The sequence below is a fragment of the Paraburkholderia sp. EG286B genome (genome assembly GCF_040965655.1).
Taxonomy (GTDB): domain Bacteria; phylum Pseudomonadota; class Gammaproteobacteria; order Burkholderiales; family Burkholderiaceae; genus Paraburkholderia.
On record NZ_JBFRCF010000018.1, the window covers coordinates 75,584 to 94,231 of the forward strand.

General features: G+C 65.7%; 13 protein-coding genes. 5 read left to right on the forward strand and 8 right to left on the reverse strand.

Annotated features, from left to right (window positions below):
• The first annotated feature begins 1 nt into the window (after position 1).
• The 4 genes from AB4Y42_RS31610 (at position 2) to AB4Y42_RS31625 (ending at position 5,009) form a co-directional block, all read left to right on the forward strand.
• The gene (locus tag AB4Y42_RS31610; protein WP_368696367.1) at positions 2 to 961 is read left to right on the forward strand and encodes a flavin reductase; all 960 of its coding nucleotides are present in this window, start codon (positions 2 to 4) and stop codon (positions 959 to 961) included.
• A gap of 11 nt (positions 962 to 972) precedes the next feature.
• On the forward strand, positions 973 to 2,010 hold the full coding sequence (locus AB4Y42_RS31615) for an LLM class flavin-dependent oxidoreductase (RefSeq protein WP_368696368.1): 1,038 nt from the start codon (positions 973 to 975) through the stop codon (positions 2,008 to 2,010).
• A 12-nt stretch (positions 2,011 to 2,022) separates the two neighbouring features.
• A complete protein-coding gene (locus tag AB4Y42_RS31620) occupies positions 2,023 to 3,492 on the forward strand; it encodes an aldehyde dehydrogenase (protein WP_368696369.1) in 1,470 nt (489 codons plus the stop codon).
• A 104-nt stretch (positions 3,493 to 3,596) separates the two neighbouring features.
• Positions 3,597 to 5,009, forward strand: coding sequence for a cytosine permease (locus tag AB4Y42_RS31625; RefSeq protein ID WP_368696370.1), 1,413 nt, complete (start codon positions 3,597 to 3,599; stop codon positions 5,007 to 5,009).
• An 81-nt stretch (positions 5,010 to 5,090) separates the two neighbouring features.
• On the opposite strand, the gene AB4Y42_RS31630 is transcribed toward AB4Y42_RS31625, so the two are convergent.
• The 4 genes from AB4Y42_RS31630 to AB4Y42_RS31645 form a co-directional block, all read right to left on the reverse strand.
• On the reverse strand, positions 5,091 to 6,032 hold the full coding sequence (locus AB4Y42_RS31630; protein WP_368696371.1) for an ABC transporter substrate-binding protein: 942 nt from the start codon (positions 6,030 to 6,032) through the stop codon (positions 5,091 to 5,093).
• Between the two features lie 91 nt (positions 6,033 to 6,123).
• Positions 6,124 to 7,152, reverse strand: coding sequence for an ABC transporter permease (locus tag AB4Y42_RS31635; RefSeq protein WP_368686848.1), 1,029 nt, complete (start codon positions 7,150 to 7,152; stop codon positions 6,124 to 6,126).
• 19 nt (positions 7,153 to 7,171) lie between these two features.
• The gene (locus AB4Y42_RS31640; protein ID WP_368696372.1) at positions 7,172 to 8,683 is read right to left on the reverse strand and encodes a sugar ABC transporter ATP-binding protein; all 1,512 of its coding nucleotides are present in this window, start codon (positions 8,681 to 8,683) and stop codon (positions 7,172 to 7,174) included.
• Positions 8,684 to 8,808: 125 nt separating this feature from the next.
• The gene (locus AB4Y42_RS31645) at positions 8,809 to 9,570 is read right to left on the reverse strand and encodes a GntR family transcriptional regulator (RefSeq protein WP_368696373.1); all 762 of its coding nucleotides are present in this window, start codon (positions 9,568 to 9,570) and stop codon (positions 8,809 to 8,811) included.
• An 86-nt stretch (positions 9,571 to 9,656) separates the two neighbouring features.
• Between AB4Y42_RS31645 and AB4Y42_RS31650 the strand changes: the two genes are divergently transcribed.
• A complete protein-coding gene (locus AB4Y42_RS31650; protein ID WP_368686846.1) occupies positions 9,657 to 10,955 on the forward strand; it encodes an L-fuconate dehydratase in 1,299 nt (432 codons plus the stop codon).
• Positions 10,956 to 11,082: 127 nt separating this feature from the next.
• On the opposite strand, the gene tssA is transcribed toward AB4Y42_RS31650, so the two are convergent.
• Genes tssA through tssK form a run of 4 tightly spaced genes read right to left on the reverse strand, consistent with a single transcriptional unit; the run spans position 11,083 to position 18,557 of the window.
• Positions 11,083 to 12,198 (reverse strand): type VI secretion system protein TssA, encoded by a 1,116-nt coding sequence (gene tssA, locus AB4Y42_RS31655; RefSeq protein WP_368696374.1) that lies wholly within the window; start codon positions 12,196 to 12,198, stop codon positions 11,083 to 11,085.
• A complete protein-coding gene (locus AB4Y42_RS31660) occupies positions 12,195 to 16,130 on the reverse strand; it encodes a type VI secretion system protein (RefSeq protein WP_368696375.1) in 3,936 nt (1,311 codons plus the stop codon). The genes tssA and AB4Y42_RS31660 overlap by 4 nt, the downstream gene beginning before the upstream one ends.
• Positions 16,127 to 17,197, reverse strand: coding sequence for a DotU family type IV/VI secretion system protein (locus AB4Y42_RS31665; protein WP_368696376.1), 1,071 nt, complete (start codon positions 17,195 to 17,197; stop codon positions 16,127 to 16,129). Before AB4Y42_RS31665 ends, AB4Y42_RS31660 begins: the two co-directional genes overlap by 4 nt.
• Positions 17,190 to 18,557 carry a type VI secretion system baseplate subunit TssK gene (gene tssK / locus AB4Y42_RS31670; protein ID WP_368696377.1) on the reverse strand — a complete coding sequence of 456 codons (1,368 nt, stop codon included), beginning with the start codon at positions 18,555 to 18,557 and terminating at the stop codon, positions 17,190 to 17,192. Before tssK ends, AB4Y42_RS31665 begins: the two co-directional genes overlap by 8 nt.
• Between the last annotated feature and the right edge of the window lie 91 nt (positions 18,558 to 18,648).

An 18,648-nucleotide genomic window follows, 5' to 3' on the forward strand; every position in this document is an offset into this window, starting at 1 on the left:
AATGAGCCAAGACACGAGCCAGGTAGTTAACCCGCAAGCCGCGAAGATCAACACGCGCGAGCTGCGCGACGCGTTCGGCGCGTTCATGACGGGCGTGACGATCGTGACGACCGCGACGGACGACGGCAAGCCGCTCGGCTTCACCGCCAATTCGTTTTCGTCCGTTTCGCTCGACCCCGCTTTGCTGCTGGTGAGCATTGCGAAGACGTCGAGCAATTACCAGACGTTTTCCACCGCGGGCCACTTCGCCATCAACATCCTCGCGGAAGGGCAAAAGGATTTGTCCAACACGTTCGCGCGGCCGAGCGACGACCGCTTCGCCAACCTGAACTGGCAATTGAGCGCCAACCGCAACCCGCTCATCGGCGACGTGAGCGCCTGGTTCGACTGCACGACGCACGCCGTGATCGACGCCGGCGATCACGCGCTCATCGTCGGCCGGGTCGAGGCGTTTCATTCGGCAGGCTTCGCGGGCCTCGGCTACTACCGGGGCGGCTATTTCACGCCGGCGAAGGTATCGGCGGAAGTCATCGCGGGCCCGAAGGTCATCGTGAGCGCGATCATCGCGCGCGAGGACAAGGTGCTCCTCGTGAAGACCGCCGACGGCAAATGGGCACTGCCTTCGAAAGAGATCGGCAAGGAAGGCGCCGACAAGGCGCTCGCCGAGATCTTCACGAAGTATCAGCCCGACGCATCGGCAAGCTTCATTTATTCGGTCTACAACAATACCGAAACTCATTACCAGTACATCTCGTTCCTGTGCAGCGCACCGGACGAACTCGCCGCGGCGGGCGACGCCTCGGCCCAGTTCGTGAGCCTGGAAGACGTGCAAACGCAAGCGTTCCAGGACAGCGCGCTCGCCAGCATGCTCCAGCGCTACCGCAAGGAAAGCGAATTGAAGAGCTACGGGATGTACTTCGGCGACCATAGCAACGGCACAGTCCGCCCGCTTCATTCCTGAAAGGTTCCATCATGCGATTTTCCCTTTTCGTTCACATGGAGCGCGTCTCCGACCAGACCAGTCAGAAGCAGTTGTATGACGAAATGGTCGAACTGTGCCAGATCGCCGATCGCGGCGGCATGCATGCGATCTGGACCGGCGAGCACCACGCCATGGACTTCACGATCGCGCCCAATCCGTTCCTCAACATCGCGGACCTCGCCAACAAGACGAAGCACGTGAGACTCGGCACGGGCACGGTCATTGCGCCCTTCTGGCACCCGATCAAGCTCGCCGGCGAAGCCGCGATGACCGACATCATCTCGAATGGCCGTCTGGATCTGGGCATCGCGCGAGGCGCATACTCGTTCGAGTACGAACGCCTGATGCCGGGGCTCGACGCGTGGGGCGCAGGCCAGCGCATGCGCGAACTCATTCCGGCCGTGAAAAAGCTGTGGGAAGGCGATTACGCGCACGAAGGCGAGTTCTGGAAATTCCCCGCGACCACGTCGTCGCCGTTGCCGCTGCAGCGCCCGCATCCGCCGATCTGGGTGGCCGCGCGCGACCCGAACAGCCACGAATTTGCCGTGTCCAACGGTTGCAACGTGCAGGTCACGCCGCTGCATTTCGGCGACGAAGAGGTCGAGAAGCTCGTCGGCCACTTCAACGCCGCGTGCGAGAAGTTCAGCAACGTGCCGCGCCCGCAAATCATGCTGCTGCGCCACACGTATGTGGCGAGCAGCGAAGACGACGCGCAGGTCGCGGCCGACGAGGTGAACACGTTCTACAACTACTTCGGCGCGTGGTTCAAGAACGAGCGGCCCGTGAGCCGCGGCATGATCAAGCCGCTCACGAAGGAAGAGATCGCCGCTCATCCGTTCTACACGCCCGAGGCGATGCGCAGAAACAACGTCATCGGCACGCCCGAGGAAGTGATCGGGCGTCTGCGGGCCTACGAGAAACTCGGCTTCGACGAGTACTCGTTCTGGATCGATACGGGCATGAGCTTCGAGCGCAAGAAGGCGTCACTGGAGCGCATGATCAACGACGTCATGCCTGCATTCAGGTAAGGGGCGGATTCCATGGATTTTCATTTTCAGCTGTATATCGACGGCCAGTTCGAACCGGGCGCCGCGACGTTTGGCAGCGTGAACCCGGCAACGGGCAAAGTGTGGGCGCAAATGCCCGAAGCGCGCACGGAGCAGGTCAACCGTGCCGTCGAGGCGGCCAGCCGCGGGCTGACCGATTCCGCGTGGGCCGGCCTCACCGCCTCGGCGCGCGGCAAGCTGCTGCACAAGCTGGCCGGGCTTGTCGAAAAGGCTGCGCCGCGACTCGCTGAAATTGAAACGAACGACACCGGCAAGATCATTCGCGAGACGTCGAGCCAGATCGCTTATGTGGCCGAGTACTACCGCTACTACGCGGGGATCGCCGACAAGATCGAAGGCAGCCACATCCCCGTCGACAAGCCGGACATGCAGGTCTGGCTCGAACGGCAGCCCGTCGGCGTGGTCGCCGCCATCGTTCCATGGAACAGCCAGTTGTTCCTTTCCGCCGTGAAGGTCGGGCCGGCGCTCGCCGCCGGTTGCACGGTCGTGCTGAAGGCTTCCGAGGAAGCGCCCGGCCCGCTGCTCGAATTCGCGAGGCTCGTGCACGAGGCCGGATTTCCGCCGGGCGTCGTCAACGTGATCACCGGCTTCGGGCCGGAATGCGGCGCGGTGCTCAGCAGCCATCCCAGGGTCGACAAGGTCGCCTTCACGGGCGGCCCCGAAACCGCGCGGCATATCGTCAGGAACACGTCGAACAATCTGGCCAAGGTCTCGCTCGAACTGGGCGGCAAGTCGCCGTTCATCGTGTTCGCCGACACCGATATCCAGAGCGCGGTGAATGCGCAAGTCGCGGCGATTTTCGCGGCAAGCGGCCAAAGCTGCGTGGCGGGCTCGCGTCTCCTGATCGAGGCGTCCGTCAAGGAGCAGTTCCTCGAGTTGCTCGTCGAGCGCGTCTCGCGCATTCGCGTAGGCTCACCCAACGAGATGACGACGGAATACGGGCCGCTCTGCACCGAAAGGCAACTGCGCAACATCGAGAAGATCGTCGCGAGCTCCGTGAGCCAGGGGGCCAAGGTGCTCGCGGGCGGCAAGGCGCTGGAGCGTGACGGCTACTACTACGCGCCGACGATTCTGGACTGCACGGGTGTGCGCCACGCGGACAGCATCACGACCGAGCTGTTCGGCCCCGTGCTTTCGGTGGATACGTTCTCTTCCGAACAGGAAGCCATCGAGAAGGCGAACAGCACCGCCTACGGACTCGCCGCGGGCATCTTCACCACCAACCTCACTCGCGCACATCGCGTTTCGCGGCGCGTGCGTTCGGGGATCGTCTGGATCAACACCTATCGGGCAGTGTCGCCGCTCGTGCCGTTCGGCGGCTTCGGGCTTTCCGGGCACGGCCGCGAGGGCGGCATGGCTGCCGCGCTCGAATACACGACGACGAAGTCCGTGTGGCTGCGTACCTCGGACGAGCCGATCAGCGATCCGTTCGTGATGCGCTGATCTCATCCCGCTGTATCGATTCAAGACTGCTGCAAAGCCGTTCAAGGCGATGCCGCGCCACTTTGGTGGCGTGGCTAGGCCTGTGCAATAAAGATGGAGACACTATGAAAAACCCGGCGAACGACAACAGCGTTCTGACCATTGAAAGCAACTCGATCGAGTATGTCGCTCCCGAGCATCGGCATGGCAAGCCAGCCGATCTGTTCACGTTGTGGTTCTGCACGAATGTCGCGCCGCTTGCGGTGATATCCGGCGCGACTTCGGTGCTGGTTTTTCACCTCGACGTGATGAGCGCGATTCTCGCCATCGTCGCCGGGCAATTCTTCGGCGCCATTTTCCACGCCCTCACCTCTGCGCAAGGCCCGCTCGTCGGCGTGCCGCAGATGATTCAAAGCCGCGCGCAATTCGGCCGCTATGGCTCGCTGCTCGTGGTCAGCTTCACCACGCTGATCTATCTGGGCTTCTTCGTCTCGAACATCATCCTCGCGGGCAAGACGCTCCACACCGCCGCGCCCGCGGTGCCCGTGCCGGTAGGCACGGTGCTCGGCGCGATTCTCGCGACGCTCGTCGGCGTGATCGGCTATCACTTCATTCACCGCTTCAACAAGATTGGCGCGTGGTTCATGGGCGGCGCGCTCCTGATCGGCATGATCATGATGGCACCCGGCCTCGACGCGCAGATCCTGCAGCAGGGCCATTTCGACGTGTCGAACTGGTTCGCGATGTTCGGACTGTGCGCCGTCTGGCAGATCAGCTTCGCGCCCTATACGTCCGATTATTCGCGCTACCTGCCGACCTCGGCGGGCTTTGCGAAGACCTTCGCGTTCACGTATTTCGGCACCTCGCTCGGCACGATCTTCGCGTTTCTCTTCGGCGTGCTCGCGGTCAGCACCGGCCATTCCACCGACGCCATGCAGGCCATCCGCACGCAAACGGGCCTGTTCGGCTATGTGCTGATCTTCCTCTTCCTCGTCAACATCATTGGCCACAACGGCATGAATCTGTATGGCGGGGTGTTGTCGTTCATTACCGCCGCGCAGACCTTCCGCCCCGACTGGGTGCCGGGCAGCACCGTGCGCATCGTCTTTTCGACCGCCCTGCTGGTCGCTTCTACCGTCACGGCGTTGTGGGCCTCCAGCAATTTCATCGCGATCTTCCTGTCGGCGATCTTTGCCATGCGCATCGTGCTCGCGCCCTGGGTCGCGATCAATCTGGTCGACTTCTATCTGATCAATAACCGGCGCTATCGCGTCGCGGAAATCGTGAGCAGCCACGGCGGCGTGTACGGGGCCTTCAACGTCAAGGCCATCGCCATTTACCTCTTCGGCATTGCGGTGCAGGTGCCGTTCATGGCGGAAAGCTTTTTCCACGGCCCGCTGGCATCGATCGTCGGCGACGCCGATGTCTCGTGGATGGTCGGCCTCGTCGCGACCGCGCTGACCTACTACGTGTTCGCTTCGAAAGACGGTTCGCGTTCCTCCCGGCGCTCGCCGGCAGGGGCGGCGGTTTCCGAGTGAAGCGCGCGGCAGACGCGCAAAACGAAAAGGAAGCGCTGCGGCTCTTCCTTTCGTCCTGCACATGACTCACACCCATACAAGTCAGTCGTAAAGCACCGCCGCGATCTTCGGGTCGCTCATATTGGTCTTGTCGTACCAATAGAAGCCCGTGTCGATCTTCTTGGGCAGCGTTTCGCCCTTCAACGCCTTCGCCGCGGAATCGACGACGCACTTGCCGATGCCGACCGGATTCTGCGTAATCGCACCCGCCATCAGGCCGGACATGATGGCCTCCTTCTGCTCCTTGCCGGAGTCGTAGCCGATCAGCACCAGCTTCTTGCCCGACTCCTTCACGCCGATCGCCGCGCCTTCCGCCGAGCCTTCATTGGCGCCGAAAATGCCCTTGAGGTTCGGGTTCGCCTGAATCATGGCCTTGGCGATTTCCGCCGACTTCAGGTGGTCGCCCGCGCCGTACTGCACGGAAACGATCTTGATGCCCGGGTGCTTCGTCTTCATCTCGTTGAGGAAGCCGTCGCGCCGGTCGATACCCGTGCGGCTGGTCTGGTCATGCACGATCACGCCGACTTCGCCGGAATTGCCGATCATTTCCGCCATCTTGTCAGCGGCGAGCGCGGCGGCGGCGAGGTTGTCCGTGGCGCAGGTCGTGAGCGGAATATCGCTGTCGACGCCCGAGTCGAACGCGATCACGGGGATCTTGCTCGACTGCGCGCGTTTGAGCAGCGGAACGGCGGCCTTGCTGTCGAGCGCGGCGATGCCGAGCGCCTGCGGTTTCTTGGCAAGCGCGGCCGAAAGCATGTCGATCTGCTTGTCGACCATGGCCTCGGTTTCAGGGCCTTCGAACGTGATCCTGACGTTGTTCGCCTTCGCCGACTGTTCCGCGCCGGATTTCACGGCTTGCCAGAACTGATGCTGAAAGCCCTTCGAAATGATCGGAATATAGGGTTCCTCAGCATAGGCCAAGGTGGACGCGCCCACGAGCGCGCCCACTCCGATGACGGCACTGATCAGTTTTCTTTTCAACATGACATTTCTCCTCCTAAGGTGGGCCATAGACCTCCAGCCGTTGAGGGAGCCTTGTTTTACTCCCCGTTCTTTTCCTGCTTCTTTCGTCTCCCTATTGACTCTTCTTGCGACGCAGAATATCCGCGTAAACCGCGAGGATGATGATGAGACCCGTGACCACGATCTGCCATTCCTGCGCCACCGACATGATGCGCAGGCCGTTGGTCAGCACGCTCATGATGAACGCACCGATGATGGTGCCGAGTATCGTGCCCGAGCCGCCGCTCAGCGACGTACCGCCGATCACCACCGCCGCGATGGCTTCCAGCTCGTAGCCCTGGCCGAGCGCCGGTTGCGCCGAGTTCAGGCGCGACGCGATCAGGAGCCCTGCAATGCCGCAAATCGCGCCGCCGAGGCCATAAATCGCGATCTTCCACCGATCGACGTTCACGCCGGAAAGCCGCACGGCCTCTTCGTTGCTGCCGAGCGCGAACGTATAGCGCCCGAGCGCCGTGCGGTTCAGCGTGATCGAACTCACGATGGCGAGCACGAACAGGATCAGCACGGCGTTCGGTACGGGCACGCTGGGCAGGAAATAGCCGATCAGCGAGTCCTGCGAAATCATGTAGAAGTTTTCGGTGTCGTTGAAATAGATCGGCTTGTCGGACGAGACGACGAGCGAAAGGCCCTTGAGCAGTAGCATCATGCCGAGCGTGGCGATGAACGGCGGGATCTTCATCTTCGCCGTGAGCGTGCCCGAAATGGTTCCGCACACCGCTCCTGTGCCGATTGCGGCGAGCACGCCGATCCACATCGGCAAATGCCAGTAGGTCAGAAACACGCCGCAAATCACCGCCGTAAAGGTCATCAGCGTGCCGACCGACAAGTCGATGCCCCCCGTGATGATGACGAACGTGCTGGCAATGGCGAGCACGCCGTTCACGGCGGTCGCCTGCAGAATGCCGAGGATATTGTCCATCTGCATGAAGGCAGGCGAAGCGAAGCTGAAAAAGATCAGCAGCAGGATCAGGCTCGCGAACGCGAGCATTTTCTGCAGCGCAGTGGGTGAGAAAATGCGCGCCTTCAAACCGGACGACCGTTTCTGGTCGGCCAGCGCCGCAGTATCCGATTGCATAGTCATGGATTCGACCTCTTGAGGCTCATGCCGCTTGCAGGGTTTCGCGCTGGGTCGCGAGATGCATGATGCGCTCCTGGGTCGCCTCGCTGGCGGAGAGCTCGCCAGTGATACGGCCTTCGCACATCACTACGATCCGGTCGCTCATGCGCAGGATTTCCGGAAGTTCCGACGAGATCATCACGATCGCCTTGCCTTGTTCGGCGAGCGCGCGCAACAGCTTGTAGATCTCGCTCTTCGCGCCGACGTCGATGCCGCGCGTGGGCTCGTCGAAGAAAAGCACGTCGCAGTCGCGCTCCAGCCACTTCGCAATGACGATCTTCTGCTGGTTGCCGCCCGACAGCAGACGCACCGGCTGCGTGGCCGAAGGCGTGCGAATGGCGAGCAGACTGATGAAATGCGCCGCCCTCTTGCGGATTTGCACGCGGCGCAGAAACACGTTCAGCGAAAGGAATTTGCCGAGATTGGACATCACGATGTTCGATTCGACGTCCATGCCGGTCGCGAGACCGAAGCGTTTGCGGTCCTCGGAGAGATAGCCGATGCTGTGCGCGACCGCGTCGCTCGGCGTTTTGATCGATACCTTCGCGCCTTTCACGAAGACGTCGCCAGATTCGACCGGGTCCGCGCCGAACACGGCGCGCGCGACCTCGGTGCGGCCCGCGCCCATGAGCCCCGCAAAGCCCAGTATTTCGCCTTTGCGCAACGTGAAGCTCACATCCCGCACGAGCGGGCCCGCGTTCAGATGCTTCACTTCGAGCGCGACTTCGCCCTGGTGCGCCGGACCCGGGTACGGGGCGACATCGGCGAGCGTTCTGCCGACCATCATGCCGATGATGGCCTGCACGCTCGTATCGGCGGCGGCGACGGTGGCGACGTACTCGCCGTCGCGCAGCACGGTGACGCGATCGGCGATCTGCTTGAGCTCATCCATCTTGTGCGAGATGTAGACGATCCCCACGCCCCGCTCTTTCAACTGGCGAATGATGCGGAAAAGCTCGGCAATTTCCGCGTCGTTGAGCGCGGAAGTCGGCTCGTCCATGATCAGCACGCGCGAATCGAACGACAGCGCCTTGGCGATCTCGACCATCTGCTGGCTCGCGACCGTAAGTGAGCCGACCACCTTGCGCGGGTCGAGCTGCACGTGCATGCGGGCGAGAATCGCGCGGGCCTGCGCATTGAGCTTGTCTTCGTCGAGAAAGAGCCCGAGACGTCCGCGCGGTTCGCGGCCGATGAACATGTTCTGCGCGACGGTCAAATGATTCATCAGCTGGAGTTCCTGATGAATGATGCCGATGCCCACGGCCTGGGCCTCGCCCGGACTCGCGAACGCTACGGGCTGGCCGTCGTAGAGAATGTCGCCCGAATCTCGCGTATACACGCCCGCGAGAATCTTCATCAAGGTCGACTTGCCCGCGCCGTTCTCGCCCATCAGCGCGTGCACCTCGCCCGCCATGAGCTCGAATTGCACTTCGTGAAGCGCTCTCACGCCGGGAAAACTCTTGCTCAGCTTGTTGACGGAAATGAGCGGCGTCATGGCGCTGATCCGCGAAGAAAAGCCAGACACATTACCGGGGCCTCTTGACTGCGTGCGCGGCGTGGCTTGCAGCGCTGCACAAAGGGGTTGAAGGACGGGCGTTGCTCGACGTAAGGCCAACGTGCTCAAGGTGCAAAGAGATCCGGCCGTTCTTTCGCGGACCGGCGCAATTCCTCGATCACCTGATCGAGATGGTCGTGCATTGCTTTTGCCGCTGCGTCGGCACGGCCGGCGCGAATGGCCTCGAAGATGCGTTCGTGCTCCTCGAGCGTGTGCACGAGACGCTCGGGACTCGCCAGCAATTGCCTCGCGCGGTCCAGCGCGTTGCGCGACACCGCGACGATCTCTTTCACGCGTGGCAGGTTCACCGCGTCGAGCAGGATTTCATGAAACGCCAGATCGAGCTCGTGAAACACGAGACGCTGGCCATTGCCGGCGACCTTGCGCTGCTCGTCGAGATTGGCGGCCAATGCGTCGATCGTGGCGCGATCCTTCATGCGCGCGACGCCGCGCACCGTTTCGACTTCGAGCGCGCTGCGAATGAACAGATGCTGGCGGATGTCGTCGAGCGCGATCGGTTTGACGCGCGTGCCGCGCTGCGGCAAAACTTCGACGAGACCCGCATGCGCGAGCTTCGCCAGCGCGGCGGAAACCGGAAAGCGCGACACGCCCATGCGTTCGCAGACCGCCATCTTGTCGATCATCATTCCGGGTTCCAGCGCGAGCGTCACGATCGCTTCTCTCAGTGCGTGCTCGACGGCATCGGTCAGGCTGCCGCGCTCGCCGCCCCTAATCTTTTGCAGTGCGACATAAGGATTGCCGGCGACACTCGCCACTTCGGATGAAGAGTTCACGGCGCGCTTGATTTTGAGAAGACATGCTAGCATGCTAGGTAGCAGATTCAACGTTGTCAACGCGTGCAAACGCCTGGTTTTCCCCTACCCGAAAGCCGTCCCTTTAGAAGGGAGTTCGAATGACCACGATCAGCAGCCTGTCCGTTCGCGATATCCGCTTTCCCACTTCGCGTTCGCTCGACGGTTCCGACGCCATGAACGCCGCGCCGGACTACTCCGCCACTTACGTCACGCTCGAAACCGATTCTCCAGACCAATTCACGGGGCACGGGCTCACGTTCACCATCGGGCGCGGCAATGAAATCTGCGTGACGGCGGTCAATGCGCTGGTGCCGCTCATCGTCGGCAAGCGGCTCGAAGACATTACCGCGAACATGGGCGCCTTTTGGCGCGCGTTCACTTCGGATAGCCAGTTGCGCTGGATCGGGCCGGACAAGGGCGCGATTCATCTGGCTACGGCGGCGGTCGTGAATGCGGTGTGGGACCTGTGGGCCAAATCGGTTGGCAAGCCTGTATGGAAACTGCTCGCGGACATGAGTCCCGAGGAACTCGTGCGCTGCCTCGATTTTCGCTACGTGACCGATGCGATCACGCCTTACGAAGCGTTGGCCATCCTGCATCGCCACGCGAAGACCAAGGGCGCGCGCGAAGCGGAAATGCTCGCGCAGGGCTATCCCGCCTATACGACCTCGGCCGGCTGGCTGGGCTACGACGACGACAAGATCCGGCGCCTCGCGCGGGAAGGCGTCGCGCTGGGCTGGACGCATTTCAAGCAGAAAGTGGGCGGCAATCTCGACGAGGACGTGCGGCGCGCACGCATTCTGCGCGAGGAGATCGGCGAGAACTTGAAGCTGATGATGGACGCCAACCAGGTGTGGGATGTGGACGAAGCGGTGGCGAACATGCGGCGGCTCGCGGAGTTCGATCCGTGGTGGATCGAGGAGCCGACGAGCCCCGACGATATTCTCGGCCATGCGGAGATTCGCCGGCGGTTGGGGGCGATTGGGGTTGCCACTGGCGAGCATTGTCACAATCGTGTGATGTTCAAGCAGTTGTTGCAGGCGCAGGCGATCGATTTTTGTCAGGTGGATGCCTGTCGGTTAGGTGGACTTAACGAAGTCATCGTCGTGCTGCTGATGGCGGCGAAGTTTGGTGTGCCCGTTTGTCCCCATGCCGGTGGCGTTGGGCTGTGTGAGTATGTGCAGCATATTTCGCTGTTCGATTATTTGTGTGTTTCGGCTTCGCTCGAGAATCGGGTTCTCGAGTATGTGGATCATTTGCATGAGCATTTTGTTGATCCTGTTGTGATTCGGAATGGGCGGTATATGCCGCCGCAGAAGCCTGGGTATAGCATTGAGATGATCGCTGGATCGCTTGATAAGTATCATTTCCCTGAGGGGGAGGCCTGGCGGGGTTAAAGGCCACCTTGGCCTTTCCTTGTTTTCGCGTCGGTATGCAGGCGTTGCCCCTGTGCGGGGCAGCCTGCATACCGACGCGAAAACAAGCATGCCCAGTCGGTGTCAGAAAAAAACAAAAAAAACACACCTACGTTTCGCCGCCCTCAGGCAGCAACCCAAGCGCCGCCCCCAACGCCCTGCCCCGCTCACCGGCCATCAGTTCAGCGAGCAGCTCGGGCAACGGCTTCCCACCCCAGTCAAGCGCCCGTTTGAGCATATATGGCACAGGACTATGCGGCTCATAGCGCATGAGGTACTCGGCAACAATGGCGAGCAACCGATACGCCTCATCACGCGACTGCGGCGCATCGAGCCTCCTCGGCCCAGCCGGCTCCAGCACCGCACCCGCCGCAGCCACCTGACCCGCTGCAGGCTCGACCGCCGCCGGCTCCTGAATCGTTGCGACTTCAACCATCGGTACGTCCTCCCACTCGGGATGCGTCGTGAGCCAGTCACGCAGCACACTCTCCATGCGCTCCAACGTCTCCAGCAGCGCTCCGAACGACGGCGCCTCCGCGCCGAGCCGCTGTGTGCACCACGCATCGAGTTTCGCGATGGGCGCGCGAGCGGCACGCAGCGCCTGCAACTGATCGCGCAACGCGGCAGGCTCCGCCGCATGCGCGACCTGAGCCAACGCCAGCGCCACGCGTGCGGCCTCCTCGCGTTTCGCGGCCGGCACATCCTTGCGGTCCTTCACCGCCACCGCCTCGCGCTGCGCACCCTGCCAGCGCGCAAGCGTCAACGCAGATCCATCAGGCCCCGCGCACAACGCGATCCGCCCGCCAAGCAAGGTCGGATACTGCTGCGCAACCCACGCGAGCGGCGCAGCCCGAAAGCCCAGGTCGCCGTCGCGCGGCAACGGATGAATGTCGTCCCAATAGCGCGCACACAATTCGCTCAGCAGGGCGAAGCAATCCGGCAAGGCAACACATCCGTATCGATGCAGCCAGCTCTCGCCGAGCCATGCGGCGAGCGTCAAGTCCTTGCTACGGCGCGCGAGGAGGTCCTCACAGCCCGCTTCGACAGCGGCCCAGTCGGCGACCTTGAGCGTGGTTTGCCAGATGCCCGCGGGCAACGCCGGATCGTCCTCGCGGCGCGCCGCCTTGATCGCGTCGAAGGCGGCGTCGTGCAGCAGCGAGACGCCGGCCGGCGTGCCGCCCGGTATCGGTTGAACGAGTGCTTCGATGTCGAATGCCGGGTTCATCCGCGCCCCGCCTGGGTGCTCGACGGATCCGGTCCATAGGTGACCGCAGGCGTGCCGTATGCGCTGTAGCCCGGCGCCGCGTACGGCAGGTCGGGCCACGCGAGCGCCGTTTTCGACGCGCCCGTCATGCCCACCCGCATGAACATGCGCGCCGTCTGCGTGCCGCCGTTGCGGTCGCGCACCGGCACGTTCAGCACCATGCGCGCGTTGCCCGCGCCCGTGCCGGTATCCACGCCGTCGTCCGGCACCGCGTGCAGGCGCACGAGGCGTAATAGCGCCCACGTGTCGTTTGCCGCCCATGTGGCCGCTTCGCCGTCGACCGAGAGCGTCGGCTGCGACGCGTCCTGCATGGGCCGCCACGGGCCGTCCTTCGCCCAGCGCAGGCTCAGCGCGGCAGGCTGGCCCGGCGCCCAGCGCAGCGGCGTGCCCGCCGTGGCCGGCCAGGCGAGCGTCTGGCTGCCGCTTGCCAGCGACCACTGGATCACCTGGTCCGCACCGGCTTCGTCGGCGCGATCGATGCGCCAATCGACCGCCACGTCCACGCCCACGAGCGCCCCGTCCGCACCGCGCGCCACCAGCGCGTCGAGCCACGGTTTCGCGCGCGCGAGCTTCGCCAGAAACTGCTGCACGCCCGCTTGCGGGCCGCCGCTCGCGGCCGCGGCGCTCATGCCGCGTTGCGCGTCCGCGAGCTTCGCGTCGAGCAGCGCGACGAAGGCCGCCGTCTGCCGCAGGTCGGCGGCCTGCGCGTTCGCATCCGCGGAGAACGGAAAGCGGCCGGCCAGGTAGCGTGCGAAATAGTTGCGCAGCTGTTCGTAGGCCTCGCCGCCGGTGCCGATCTGCAGCCGGTAGCAGCGCTCTCGCGCCGATGAGACGAGCCGCATGCCCGCGCTCGCGACGATGTCGCCCGAGCCCGGCACGTCCACCTGCGCGAGCGAGGCGCTGCACGTGTCGAGGTCCATCTTGTCGAGCTGGTAGGAGATGATCGACGGCACCGCCACCAGCGCGCTCGCCGGGCTGCGCGCGCGGTATTGCGCGAGGTCCGCGAAGAGCGCCTTCCAGCGCGCCACGAGCCGTGCGTCGGCGGTGGAAAGCGGCGGGTTCTGTGTGCTCAGCCAGTCGAGCGCGCTCGACGCGAGCGTGGCCGTGTCCGCCACCGCGCTCGACTGCGCGGCAAGGTAGGTTTGCAGCGCTTCGGGCGTGGCGGCGCCGAATGCGCGCATCGAACCGCCGGCGTTGCCGTTCCACGCCGAAAAGTCGCCGCGCAGCGGCCGAAACGGTTCCAGCGATTGCAACTGGACATCGGTCGAGCGCAGCACGTCCAGCGCGGCGTCGCTCACGCGCAGGGCAACGGCTTGCGCGAGATCCGCGCGGCCGAGCGAGTCGAACGCTTCCACGAGATCGGTCGCGTTCTTGCGCAGCATGTCGAAGGACGCGCCTTGCGTCTGCGGCGCGTAGGCGACGTTGCGCGCCCCGCCCGCCGATGTTGCCGCTGTCGCAACGGGTGCCGACAGCGCGGCCACCATGCTGTGCACGGTCGCGTTGCCGGCCGCGGCGAGCAGCGCGCCGCGCCACGCTTCGGGCGCCTGCGCGAGAAGTCCGGCGGAGTATTGCTTGTAGGCGGGCAGGATCGCCAGTGCGCGCTGCGCCGAGTCGGCATCCACACCGCGAATTTCGGCCGTCGCATTGCCTTCGCCCGCGACGAACGACTGGCCGAGCAGCGTGCGCAACGCGTCGCGCAGCGGCAGCAGGTCCGGTGCCAGTTGCAGCCCTGTGGTGGGATTGGAGGCCAGCACGCCAGGCAGGTTGCCGCTTGCGAGCCACCGCGCCGCGAACGCGCTTTGTTCGCTCTGTTCGTGATCCAGCACGCTCGCCACCGGCGTCGCGCCGATCAGGCGCAGCCCCTTCGCGGTGTCGAAGGTCGCCGTGAGTCCCGGCACGAGTTCCTGGCCGTGCGTGCCCGCCCAGCCGTGGTCCGCGGTGTCGACCTGGGTTGCGAGCGTGTCGATGCGCGTGGCCAGTTCGGAGAGCGACGCGGTGGTCGGCACGGCACCGGGTGCCTTGAGATCGGCGAGCATGGCCTGGATTTGCGCGGCGTTCGTCGTGAGCGAGGAGTCCTGATAAATGGCGTCGAACCAGCGATCGAAGGTTTCCTCGAAGCACACGCTCGCCCGCGCGTGCGCGGCGCGCGCCTCGGTGCCGTCGAACGACAGCTCGCCGCCTTCCACCGCGGTCGCGCGCACGGCGTCGTCCAGCCCCGTACGGTCGGCCACGTGATCGGGCGAAAAGCTCACGCCCACCGCGCCGCGCATGAGTTGCGCAAGCATGACGGTGTTGCCCGAATCGCGTTCCACCAGCTCGTTGTAGTTCGTGATCAGCCGCTCGGTCTGCGCCGCGTTGGTGACGAGCCGTGTGCCCTGGGTGTACTCGGGCAGGTCCTGGGGGCGCCGCGCGGCGGCCGCGAGGCTCGCGTTGTCGCCCGACCCGGTGGCGCCGTCACAGTTCAGTTCGGCGAGACGGCTGACGAGCCGCGCGCGCAGCGGTGTGAACACGAGCCCGCTCAACACGTGGTATTGCGCGTCGTCGAGCCGGCGGCGCAGGCCGAAATACGAGAGCGGCATGAACGGCGTGGCGAGCTGCCAGCGCGGCACCTTGACGAAGGCGTTCGCGGCGCTGCCCAGCGCGTTCGCCGCCGCCGTTTCGCTGCTGCTCGCGCCCGCTTCGTGCCAGGCGACGCTGGCAAGCGCGAGCGCATCGTAGCTGCTCGCGAGCGCCCGTGCATCGCTGCGCACGTGCCAGGTCGTCACGCCGAGGCCCACGCACCAGCACACGCCCAGCGCGATCGCCGCGAACGTGGCGATGCGGTAGCGCCGCATGCGCAGCGCGAGCACGCGCGGAATGGCGAGTGCGAGTCCCTGCCCCGGCATCAGCAGGTCGTGCCAGAGACGCGACGCGAAGGCCGGCGCGGCGCGCGCCTCGCTGCGCGCCGCGTTCGTGATGGCGGGCTCCTCGCGCTCCTGTGCTTGCGGCATCGCTCCGACGCACCAGATGCCGCGCATGAGCGGCGCGGTGCCGTCGGCGGCGCCGCGCAAGGTGGGCTCGATGTGCTCGCGCAACGGCTCGCGCAGGGTGTCGAGGCGTTGAGGCAGCAGGAACACGTCGCCGTCCAGCGCGCCGTCGAGCGTGCCCATTTCGGTGACCGTCGCCGCGAGCGCGCGGCTCATGTCGGCGAAGGCTTCGTCTACCCACGCGGGTTCGAAGGCGCGCCGCGGTGCATACGGCGAGGCCCAGCCCAGCGGCGTCTCGATGCGCTCACGGCGCAGACGGGTCGCGAGCGCATCGAAGCCCGGCAGCGCGTCGCAGCCCGTCACCACCACGTAGAGCGGCAGCATCTGGCCCAGTTGACGCTGCAGCGCGAGCACCGTGCGCGAGGCTTCGAGCGCTGCGTCGGTGTCCGCGCGCGCGGTTCCGTTTTCGTCGACGAGCGTATCGAGCGCGATCACCCACACGAGCGCGTCGAGCGGTCGGCCCGGCCGGTTGCGCAGCAAACCGCGCAGCAAACGCCCGCCGGTCGAGCCGCGCCGGCGCTCGGCGGCCGCCCGCGCGCCGAGCGAGTCGCCGGGCTCCGCGATCAGGATGCCTTCGGCGTCGTGCCAGAGCCTGCCGAACCACGCCGGCTCGCCAACGGGCGAGAGACGCCAGCTGAGCGCCAGCGCGTCGAGCGCCGCGGGTGCGCCCGTGGCCAGCACGCGCGGCACCGAGTACGGATCGCGCACGCCCATCGCGTTGTGCGCCGTGCGCATCATGGCGGAGAAGTTGCGCAGCGGCCGGCGTTCGTCGCGCCCGCGCAGCCAGCGCACGACGAGCACGGCCGCGAGCCCCACGATCAACAGCGCGATGAGGACGATCAGGACGACTACGAGTGTGGTCGTCATGGCCGTGCTCCGCGTGGCTTGTCGTCAGGGCGGTCTTCGCTGTCTTCGCCGGCTTCAGCGGCGTTCTGCGCGCTCACCGTGACGATGCGCCGTGCCGCGAGCGCGAGCGTGGCGGGCGGCGCAGCAGCGACCGTCGGCCCCGCTGGGATGTCCTGAGTCCGCGGCATCGCCTGCACATCGGCGGGCGGAGGCGCTGGCCGCAGCCTGCGCACCGTCCGTGCGCGCGGCAGCACCATGCCCGTGGTGCTCGTATGGCTCGCCTGCGCGGGACGCCCTTGCGCCATCGACACCGTCTCGAACTGTTCGAGCGATGGCCGCACGGGCGCCGTCGCGTAGAGCCACAGCAGCTGCGAGATGCCGAGCAGCACCGCGAATCCGCCGCCCACGAAAAGCGCGAGGCGTGCGCGGTCTGGAAACATCTGCGTGAGCGGACGGGTTTCGCGCGGCGCCAGCGCGGCGCGTTCGAGCGGCGCGCCGAGCCGGTCGGGCTCGGGGTCGCGCTGCATGGCGAACGCGAACAGCGCGTGGCGCAACTGATCGTGACGCAAGGCGCCCGCCTCGCCGCGCAGGCGGCCTCGAAAGCCTAGCGTGAGGCAGGCGAGATAGACGTTGGCGAGATCGCGCTGCGCCGGATCGCGCTGCGCGAGCAAGGTTTCGATGGCGGCCGGAATGCGCTCGCCCGCCGCGCGCGTGCCAAAAATACGCGCTTCGAGCGGATGCGTTTCCCACGCGCTCGCGCCATTCCACGCCGAAAACAGCAGCAATTCGTCGAGCAGCGCGACATAGGCGTACTGCGCGGCGGCGATGTCCGCTTCGCCGGCCGCGCCGGTCCAGGCCATCGCGTCGCGCGCGAGCTTGCGTGTGGCGGACTGCAGCTGCGTGGCGAGCGCGTCGGCATCGCGCTGGGGATCGGCGGACGTCTCTGTGCTCGCGGCGTTGGCGGCGCTGGCTGCAGTCGCCGCCAGTGCGACCGCGCGCAGGCGCGCGTTCTCCGCGAACGCGAACGCCACGACGAACGCGCGCATGAGCGGCAGGCGCTCGTCATTCGGGTCGCTGGGATCAAGCATGATCGGCTCCCGGCTGGCGTGCGTCGTCGTCGGCGTCGCCCGTGGGCGTGAAGAGTTGCACGGCCCAGGGCGCGCGGCCCGGCACGGTCGTGCGGACCTCGATGCACAACGGCTGCGCGCGGTCGAACCACGCATCCTCCACGGCCACCGCGAAGAGCGTCGTGTCGTCGCCCGTCGCATAGGCTGCGCGCTCCTCGCGCGCGAGCCGCCGGCGCGCGAGGCCGCGCATGCGCTGGCGCGCGAGCGTGGGCACGTAGGGCCGCGACGCGACGACGGCATGATCGAGCCACACGCTCGCGTCGTGCTCGCCCGCGTCGGGCGGCATGCGCAAACCGATCACGAGTTCACGCGCCACGTTGCCGCCGCTCTCGAACGGCGGCGCGATCCAGAAGCTGCCGCCCTCCTCGGTGAACGCGCGCACGCGATACCCCTGGCGAATGGTCGCGAGCGCTTCGTCCGCCCACGCGAGCAGCGGATCGAACGACGCGAGCAGCGCCATGTAATCGAACGTCGCGAAGGCAGGCACGCCGCGCGCGGGCCGCAGCGCCGCGAGCGCGCCCGTCATGCCCGCAACGGCGCGGTACAGTTCGGCGGGATGCGCGATGCCGGTGACGAGCGTCGCCTCCACTTCGGGCAGGCGGCTCCAGAGCGCGCAAAGCTGGCGCTCGATCTGGACGGAATCGTCGCGCTCTTCCGCGCGTTGCGCCGCCTGCAGACGCCCCGCCAGGAACACGCATTTTTCGCGCACGCGCAGCAGCAGCTGCATCACACGTTGACCGAGCACCGAGTCGGCGCGCACGAACGGACACGGCGGCGCATAGTCCGCAATCGCCACGCCGCCGCCCTGCTGCCGCACGCGCATGAGCGGCAAGCGGTCGAATTCGTGACGGCCGAGGTCCGTCATGAGATGCAGGCGCGGCGTCCACGTCGTGATCGAAGCCGGCTCGCCGCCCGAGACGAGATCGGGAACGTCGGGACTCTCGCGCTGGGTGTAGCGCCCGGCCTGCGGATCGAGTTGCCCGCCGCGATACAGCGGCGGCACCGCGAGATAGATCGTGACCTCCTCGTCCGGCGCGCTGAACGCGTGGCTCACGTCGATTTCCAGCACGGGATCGTGCGGCGTGTGGCGGATCGCGAGGCCGTCGGCCAGGATTGCCTCCAGCGCGCTGATGCGCACGAGCCCCTGGGCGAGCCCGGCGGCGTCGTGCTCCAGCGAGAGCACGCCCCAGTAGTGCGCGCGCGCGGCGCCGGCGAGCAACGCGGCATGCCCCGCCGCGTGCAGCGCCTGGGTCTGGAAATGCTGCGGCAGCAAGGGCATGCCGTCGAACCAGCAGACCGGATCGGGAAACGAAGTTCGCATGATGTGTTTGCTTTCTATTGCTAAACGTTTCGTCGCTCAGTGTTGCCGCGCCGCTGCGTGACACCGTCGTGTGACACCGTGGCGTCACACG